7 protein-coding genes are annotated in these 6,924 nt (G+C 71.1%); 3 read left to right on the top strand and 4 right to left on the bottom strand.

What is annotated here, in order from left to right; all coding sequences use genetic code 11:
- Together TX83_RS23425 and TX83_RS16710 are read left to right on the top strand one after the other, a co-directional pair.
- Positions 1 to 1,471 (top strand): hypothetical protein (locus TX83_RS23425; RefSeq protein WP_186442625.1); only part of this gene is annotated, 1,471 nt, incomplete at its 5' end.
- 242 nt (positions 1,472 to 1,713) lie between these two features.
- Complete coding sequence (locus TX83_RS16710; RefSeq protein WP_141233538.1) at positions 1,714 to 3,513, top strand: hypothetical protein; 1,800 nt, start codon at positions 1,714 to 1,716, stop codon at positions 3,511 to 3,513.
- Positions 3,514 to 3,703: 190 nt separating this feature from the next.
- Here TX83_RS16710 and TX83_RS16705 read toward each other — a convergent pair whose 3' ends face one another.
- Both TX83_RS16705 and TX83_RS16700 read right to left on the bottom strand, forming a co-directional pair.
- Entirely contained in the window at positions 3,704 to 4,111 is a 408-nt protein-coding gene (locus TX83_RS16705) for an MmcQ/YjbR family DNA-binding protein (RefSeq protein WP_064749111.1), read from the bottom strand.
- Positions 4,112 to 4,209: 98 nt separating this feature from the next.
- Positions 4,210 to 4,932: a DUF6058 family natural product biosynthesis protein gene (locus TX83_RS16700; RefSeq protein ID WP_064749110.1), complete on the bottom strand. Its 723-nt coding sequence runs from the start codon at positions 4,930 to 4,932 to the stop codon at positions 4,210 to 4,212.
- A gap of 230 nt (positions 4,933 to 5,162) precedes the next feature.
- Here TX83_RS16700 and TX83_RS16695 point away from each other — a divergent pair, with 230 nt between their 5' ends.
- Positions 5,163 to 5,570: a hypothetical protein gene (locus TX83_RS16695; RefSeq protein ID WP_064749109.1), complete on the top strand. Its 408-nt coding sequence runs from the start codon at positions 5,163 to 5,165 to the stop codon at positions 5,568 to 5,570.
- Between the two features lie 36 nt (positions 5,571 to 5,606).
- Here TX83_RS16695 and TX83_RS16690 read toward each other — a convergent pair whose 3' ends face one another.
- On the bottom strand, positions 5,607 to 6,410 hold the full coding sequence (locus TX83_RS16690; protein ID WP_064749108.1) for an SDR family NAD(P)-dependent oxidoreductase: 804 nt from the start codon (positions 6,408 to 6,410) through the stop codon (positions 5,607 to 5,609).
- On the bottom strand, positions 6,397 to 6,774 hold the full coding sequence (locus TX83_RS22885) for a VOC family protein (RefSeq protein ID WP_064749107.1): 378 nt from the start codon (positions 6,772 to 6,774) through the stop codon (positions 6,397 to 6,399). Before TX83_RS22885 ends, TX83_RS16690 begins: the two co-directional genes overlap by 14 nt.
- Between the last annotated feature and the right edge of the window lie 150 nt (positions 6,775 to 6,924).

Below are 6,924 nucleotides of genomic sequence, written 5' to 3'. Positions count from 1 at the left end.
GGCGGTGCGCGGCGAAGACCGCCTGTATCGCTTGCGCCGGCTGCTGCGCCGGCAGTGGCCGGCGTTCGCGGCGTCCGCCGCCGGCCTGGCGCTGGCCGTCGCGGGCGGGGTCTATCACCTGCAGCGGCTGGACCGCGAGCTGGTTCGGACCCGCACCGCGCGCGATGCCGCGACGGCCGCGCAAGGCCGGGCCGAGGCTCAGCGCGAGCGCGCCGAGGCCACCGCCGAGTACTTCGTCGACCTGTTCAAGCAGGCGCGTCCGCGCCAGACCGACGGCGGCGAGGTGTCGGCGCGCGAACTGCTGTCGGCCAGCCTGGAGCAACTGCTGAGCGACCGCGAGCGCGATCCGCGCGCGCGCGCCTCGTTGTTGGCCGCCAACGCGCGCGCCTGGGCCACCTTGGGGCGCATGCGAGAGGCCGACCGCGCTGCGGCGGCGGCGATCGGTCTGATGCAGACCGATCCGGGCGCCGATGCGGAGACGCTGATCAAGACCCGGATGCGCCGGATCGGCTATCTGCATCATCTGCAGCGTTCCGATCGCGCGCAGCAGGAACTCGATGCGGCGCTGGCGCTGGCGGCGAAGCGGCCGTCGCGCGATCCGGAGCTGGGGACCCAGTTGCAGCTGTGGCGCGCCAATCTGGCCAGCGAGCGCGACGACGCGCCGACCGCGCGCGATGCTTACGGGCAGGTACTGAAATTGACCGCGGCGGCGCTGCAGCGCCCGGCCGCCTGCCGCCTGCATTACGGCGCACTCGGCAACCTGGCGATGCTCGATATCGACCAGCACCGTCCCGCCGACGCCGAGCGGCGCCTGCGCCGGGCGCTGGAAATGATCGGCCCCTGCGGCATCCGCGACCGCGCCGACGGGCTGATCCTGCGCCGGGTGCTGACGGTGGCGCTGATCGATCAGGCGCGGATGGCCGAAGCGCGCGCGCTGGCGGACGACGTGGCGGCCCAGTCGCGCGCGCACTTCGGCGCCGACGACAGCTTTCTGCGCCATGCGCTGTATGTGCAGGCCTTGGTCGAACTGGCCGACGGCCGGGTGGACGCGGCACTGACACGGTTGCCCGAGGTCATCCGCGGCGACGCCGCGCATTTGCCGGCGCAGGCGCCGGCGCGACGCGATGCGCTGGGCTTGCAGGCGTTGGCCTGGATCGCTCGCGCAGACGCCGGCGAGCCCGGTGCAAGCGCCATGGCGATGTCCGACGCGGTGCCCGGCGCGGCCGCGGCCGCGGACCTGGCAGCCGCCGTGCGCGTCTTGTCGGCCGTCTCCACCGACGCGCCGGGCACTCCATCCGATCCGGCGGCCCGTTTCCATGCCCTGGCCTTGGCGTATGCACAATGCCGCCGACGGCCGTCGACGTCCCAGCACGAGGCCTTCGCCGCGGCGCTGCGCGCGGTCGGCGAGCTGCGTCCCTGGCGGGCGCGGCTGAGTCGCGACTGGTCCCGCCGTTGCGGTACCTCGGGGTAGGAGCGGCGCCAGCCGCGACCGCGTTGCGGCCGATCGCGCGGCAACGCCGATGGCTGGTGACCCCGTCGGCTCCCGGCAATGGCGCCGCGGCGGATGCATCGCGGCCGCGGCTCGCGCCGCTCCTGCCTCCTGTGGGGCAGAGAGCGGCCTCGCGATCGCCATGTCAGGTTCCGGCGCCTGCGCTCGTACCCCTCGATGCCGCGGCTGGAGGCCGCGGTCGTCCACATCGAGGAGTCACGATCATGAGTCTCAAGCCTTCACCCGCCCCCGCTCCCGCGGCCGATACGTCGCATCGCCGCCGCCGTGCGCCTGCCATCGCCGCGGCATTGGCCCTGGCCTGCGCCGGGCTGACCGCTCCGGCTGCTGCGCAGGACCGGGCCACCCTGTCCTCGTTCGCGCCGGCGGTGTACGCCGACGGCCTGCAACGCCAGTACTTGGTCAAGAACGGCCGCATCTACCTGCGCACCGAGCCGAACTGGAACGACTGGCAGAACATCTCCGCCGCGTTCAACGGCAGCCGCCTGGTCGGTTCCGGCGAAATCACCGCCTTCGACGCCGAGCGCTACAACGACGGCCTGCTGCGCCAGTTCCTGACCCGCGGCGGTCGCGTCTATCGCCGCATCCAGGCCGGCACCGACACCTGGCAGGCCTGGGAAAACATCGACAGCGCCTTTTCCGGCACCGGCGACGGCCGGATCGCCTCGTTCTCGGTTGCGGTCTATGGCGACGGATTGCAGCGCCAGTTCCTGGTCCGCGGCGGCAGCCTCTACCGGCGTACCCAGACCGCCGCCGGCGGCTGGCCGGCATGGGAGGACATCAGTTCGGTGGTGCACGGCGCCTGCGGTTCGGAGAGCCCGATCACGTCGTTCCACTCGGCCCTGTACCAGGACGGCAAACTGCGGCAGTTCGTGGTCTGCGGCAACCAGGTGCTGCGCCGAACCGAGCCGAACTGGAACACCTGGGAGAACATCAGCGGCCTGTTCGCCGGCGTCGGCCGCTCACCGAACGCGCGCGTCGACGAGCCGATCCACAAGCGGGTGATGGTGATCGAATACAACCCGACCATCGAGTACCGCCTGAACGGCCAGCGCATCGATCAGCCGCTGAACCAGGCGATGGGCTGGCGCGACCCGCGCGTGCTGGAGCAGCAGTACATCGAGTTCATCGAGCAGGCCAGCGACCAGGTCGTGCAGTACACCATCGCCGAGCACCTGCGCCTGGACGCGTTCCCGCCGCGCACCCGCAACCCGGTCTACACCGACGAACGCTATCAGCGCTGCCTGGCCGACGAGCCGGACAGTTGCCCGCGCGAAGAGGATTTCGACTACGTCGCCGCGTTGCGCGACTACGGTGTGTGCGAGCGCGCCAATCGCTATGAGATCGACGAACTGTGGCTGTGGGGCGGGCCGTACTTCGGCTACTGGGAGGCCAACATGACCGGCCCCGGCGCCTTCGACACCAACGGCGATCCGATTCCGCACACGCTGACCGGATGCAACGTCAAGCTCAACATCATGGGCTTCAATTACGAACGCGAGCCCGAGCGCATGCTCGAGGACATGGGCCATCGCGTCGAGGGCACGATGCAGCATCGTTTCGCCGACCAGTGGCGCAACACGTACGGCCCGCCGCCCGCGTCGATGCCGGGCCCGAATCCGCTGGAGCGCTTCACCATGCGCGGTTTCGACGTCGGCACCGCGGCCTGCGGCAACATCCACGGCAGCCTCAACGCGCCGACGTTCGATCCGGTCAACAACTGGTGGGGCTACGACTACACCAACCCGCACCGCGAGACCAATACCTGCGACGACTGGGAGCGTTATCCCGACCTGACCGGCGCGACCACGACCAACGACTGCAGCAAATGGGGCGGGCCGCGCTGCAGCTTCCCCGATGGCCACGCCGCCGCCGACCGCGGCTGGCATCTGTACTGGCTGGGCAAGATCCCCAACTTCGTCGGCAGCTATGGCGGCGTGCACAACGACTGGTGGTGGTACGTATTGGACTGGGACGCTGCGGTGGCGACGCCGCCGGGGCGATGAACACCCGCAGCCCGACGCCGTAGCCCCATCGGTACGACCGGCTGCAACCGCAGCCGGTCCGTTCTAGCCTCGCCTGTGCCGAGCCGGCTTGTGCCGGCCGGTTCGGTACGGTCGAATATCGTCATGTGAACGGAAACGCCATCGCCTGTGTGCGATGGCGCGGAGGCGGTCCGCGCGAGCCGCAGCGGACTCAGCCGCGATCCACCATCGCCGCCAACTTCTTTGGCGCCAGCACGCAGTAGCTTTCGGCCAGCAGATCGGCGACTTCGTCCCAGTCGGTGCCGGCGTCCAGGGCGAGGCCGACGAGGTTGGCGAACCATACCGGGCGGAAAAACGGGGCGCGCCTGAAGCGCGGCGCGTCCGCGCGCGCCTGCGGCAGGCGGAACGTCAGCACCGTCAGCGGGCCGGGATGCCCGGCGGCCTGGGCATAGGCCGGCGGCCAGCCTTCGGCGATGGCGACCACGTGGGCGAAGTTCTTCTTGCCGACCATCCAGCGCGTGCCGGTCCAGGCGCGTTCTTGCCAGGCCTCCGGCAGGCCCAGGCAGATCGCCGAGAGGCGGGCGACGATGGCGGCGGCGACTTCCGGGTGCTCGGCCATGGCGACAGAACCCGCGATGGAGGAGATGGAGTGCCCAGCAGAGTAGCAAACGGACAACGCGACCGCGCCGGCCGGATTGCGCGCCAGCCGGGGCCGACTCAACCGCCGTCGTGCGGCGAATCGGCTCCTCGGGCTCCCAGTGCGGCGCGGAAATCCTCGACCAGCCGTTTGCGGCTGCTGCGCGGGTACTCCAAGGGCGAGAACGGCATCGCTGCGTCGGCATAGCGATCGATCAGTCCGCGCACGCGGGCCTTTTCCTGGTCCGGCCACGTCGACGCGGCCGGGTCGGCGTGCAGGGCGGTCAGCGTTTCCTGCAGCACTTCCTTCTCGGCGATCGCGCGCTCCGAAGAGGGATCGGCCACGCACAGGCTGTAGATGCCATCGACGAGCGCCGCCCACGCCTCGGCGGTGCGCGCATCGAGCCCGGCGGCGATCGGTTCGCCATTGTCGTCGAAGGCATCGCGCAAGCGGCCGATGCGGCGGTCGCAGTCGCGCAGGGCCGCGGCATAGCCGGAGCGGAACCGCGCCTGCAATTCGTCCTGCGCCGCCTGCATGGGGCGGTCGTCGCAGACCCGCAGGGCCAGCGCGACCCAGGCCGCGTTGCCGGGATGGAAATAATCGCCCGGGCGCGCGCCGCAGTCGGCGAACTCGCCGAACGCCGCCGAATGCAGGCGGCCCTGCGCGCAAACCGAATACGAAGGCGCGGGCACCAGCCGGTGGCGGACCAGCTCGGCCAGCGTCTGCGGTGTCGTCGCGCAAGCGGCGGCCAGTTGTTCGGCCGAGCGGTAGTGGCGTTGCAGGTAGGCGTCGAGATCGGTCATGTCAAGGCGGAGGAACGATGCGGACGCCGGCACGGGCGTAGCGGAACGGCAGGGTGAACCGGGTTGCGCGCCTGCGCAAGCCTCGCGACTGCGACCGCCGCCTCGGCGACGGCGCGACGCCACCCGCATTCCGCTGTACGGGTCGAAAACGCCGATGGCGGCCGTCGCGGACGCATGCTCCAGTGTGCGGCACGCTCTCCATCCCGGAGAGCTTTCAAGGAGGAAACACGATGAATCGTTCGATCCGGACCGCGCTGGCCGCGGCGATGCTGGTGGCGGTCTGCGGCGCGGCCCAGGCCGGCCTGAAGTCCAACGTGCCGGTGACAGTGGAGAACAACCCCCAGGGCCATGCGTTCCGCGCCTATGGCATGGTCGGTACCGCACGCAACAGCGCCGACGGCAACCAGGTGATCGGTTGCGGCATCAGCGCCGTCGGCACGGGCAGTGCGGGTGCGGTCTGCGAGGCGCAGAACTCGGGCGGCCGCTACGTGCGCTGCATTACCTACAACGCCGCCATGGTATCGGCGGCGCAAGCCGTCGAAGCCGATTCCTATATCGAATTCACCTTCGACACCCAGGAAAACTGCACCAGCATCTACGTCGCCAACAGCGCTTCCAACGCGGTCAAGCAACCCTGACCCGGCGCCGGCGCCGCCGTTGCGGGGCGCCGGCTTTCACACCATCACCCGTCCGCCGGCGACGTCGAGCACGACCCCGGTGATCCAGGACGAAGCGGCGCTGAGCAGGAAGGCCGCGGCATTGGCGACGTCTTCGGGCTCGCCGAGCCGGCGCAGCGGGAACGCCGCGCGCATCTGCGCTTGCCGTTCGGGCGGCAGATGGGCGCGGGTGCGCTCGGTCAGCACCGCCGACGGCGACAGGCAATTGACGCGCAGGCCGCGCGGCCCGGTTTCCTGGGCGAGATGACGGGTCAGCATGATGACTCCGGCCTTGGCCGCGGCATAGCCGGCCGGTGCCCCGGCGGCGACGCGCGCGCCGGCCGAGGCCATGGTCAGCAGACTGCCGCGACCGCGTTCGAGCAGGCCGGGCAGGAAGGCGCGCAGGGTCAGGAAGGTCGCGGTGAGGTTGTGGTCGAGGCTCGATCGCCAGTCGCGCTCGTCGATGTCCTGGACCGGAACCGGTTTGCCGCTGCCGCCGCCGGCGAAGGCGAGCACGCCGTCCGGTACGCCGAAGCGGGCCAGCACTTCGTCGCGCATACGCTGCGTCTGCGCCGCGTCCGCGCAATCGGCGCGCACCGCGATCGCGTCGGCGCCGGCCGCGCGGACCGCGGCCAGGCTGGCGGCCAGCGCGGCCTCGTCGCGGCCGACGATCGTCAGGCGCATGCCCTGGCCGGCGAGGGCGAGCGCGGTCGCCGCGCCGATGCCGCGCGAGCCGCCGGTGACCACGGCGGACTTGCCGCGCAGGTCCGGATAGATCGGCGCGCCGGCCGACGCGGCGCCCGCGTCTTCAGCAGGGCTCATAGGTCCGCACCTCGATGTTGTGGCCGTCGGGATCGTGGAAGTACAGCGCGTCGGCCCAGCCGCGCGCGCCGTACTGCGCCGCGACCCGGCCGTCGCGTACGAAGGGGCCGCCGCCGTGGGCGATGCCGAGCGCGCGCAATGTCGCCCGCACCGCCTCGAATCGCGCGCGGTCGGTGTGCAGGGCGAGGTGAGCGGGGTCGCGCGGCGCCTGCGGCAGCAGGTCGATCACGCAGTCCTCGCTCAGGCGCAAGGCCAGAAACGGCGATTCCCCGCGTTCGGCGATCAGCCCGAGCGTGCGCTGGTAGAACTCGGCGGATGTCGTCGGGTCGGCGACGCGCAGGATCAGATGGTCGAGCCGCAACATGCGAGCCTCGCTTTTTCGCAAGAGGAAACGGAAGAGGAAACGGACCTTGGTCGCATCGCTGGCTTGGTCGGCGGCCGCGGTCGTGACAGTCTAGGAAGCGGCCGCCGCGATCGCAGTCGACGATTCGGTATGCCGGGCCTACGCAAACGC

Origin of the sequence: Lysobacter antibioticus HS124 (assembly GCF_000336385.2) — a bacterium.
GTDB lineage: Bacteria > Pseudomonadota > Gammaproteobacteria > Xanthomonadales > Xanthomonadaceae > Lysobacter > Lysobacter firmicutimachus.
This window is presented reverse-complemented; position numbering and strand designations above follow the sequence as displayed.

Excerpts from the sequence above, each read along its gene's own strand:
- TX83_RS22885 (WP_064749107.1), bottom strand. The coding sequence starts at position 6,774 with ATGTTGCGGCTCGACCATCTGATCCTGCGCGTCGCCGACCCGACGACA.
- TX83_RS16690 (WP_064749108.1), bottom strand. The coding sequence starts at position 6,410 with ATGAGCCCTGCTGAAGACGCGGGCGCCGCGTCGGCCGGCGCGCCGATC.
- TX83_RS16700 (WP_064749110.1), bottom strand. The coding sequence starts at position 4,932 with ATGACCGATCTCGACGCCTACCTGCAACGCCACTACCGCTCGGCCGAA.
- TX83_RS16710 (WP_141233538.1), top strand. The coding sequence starts at position 1,714 with ATGAGTCTCAAGCCTTCACCCGCCCCCGCTCCCGCGGCCGATACGTCG.
- TX83_RS16695 (WP_064749109.1), top strand. The coding sequence starts at position 5,163 with ATGAATCGTTCGATCCGGACCGCGCTGGCCGCGGCGATGCTGGTGGCG.
- TX83_RS16705 (WP_064749111.1), bottom strand. The coding sequence starts at position 4,111 with ATGGCCGAGCACCCGGAAGTCGCCGCCGCCATCGTCGCCCGCCTCTCG.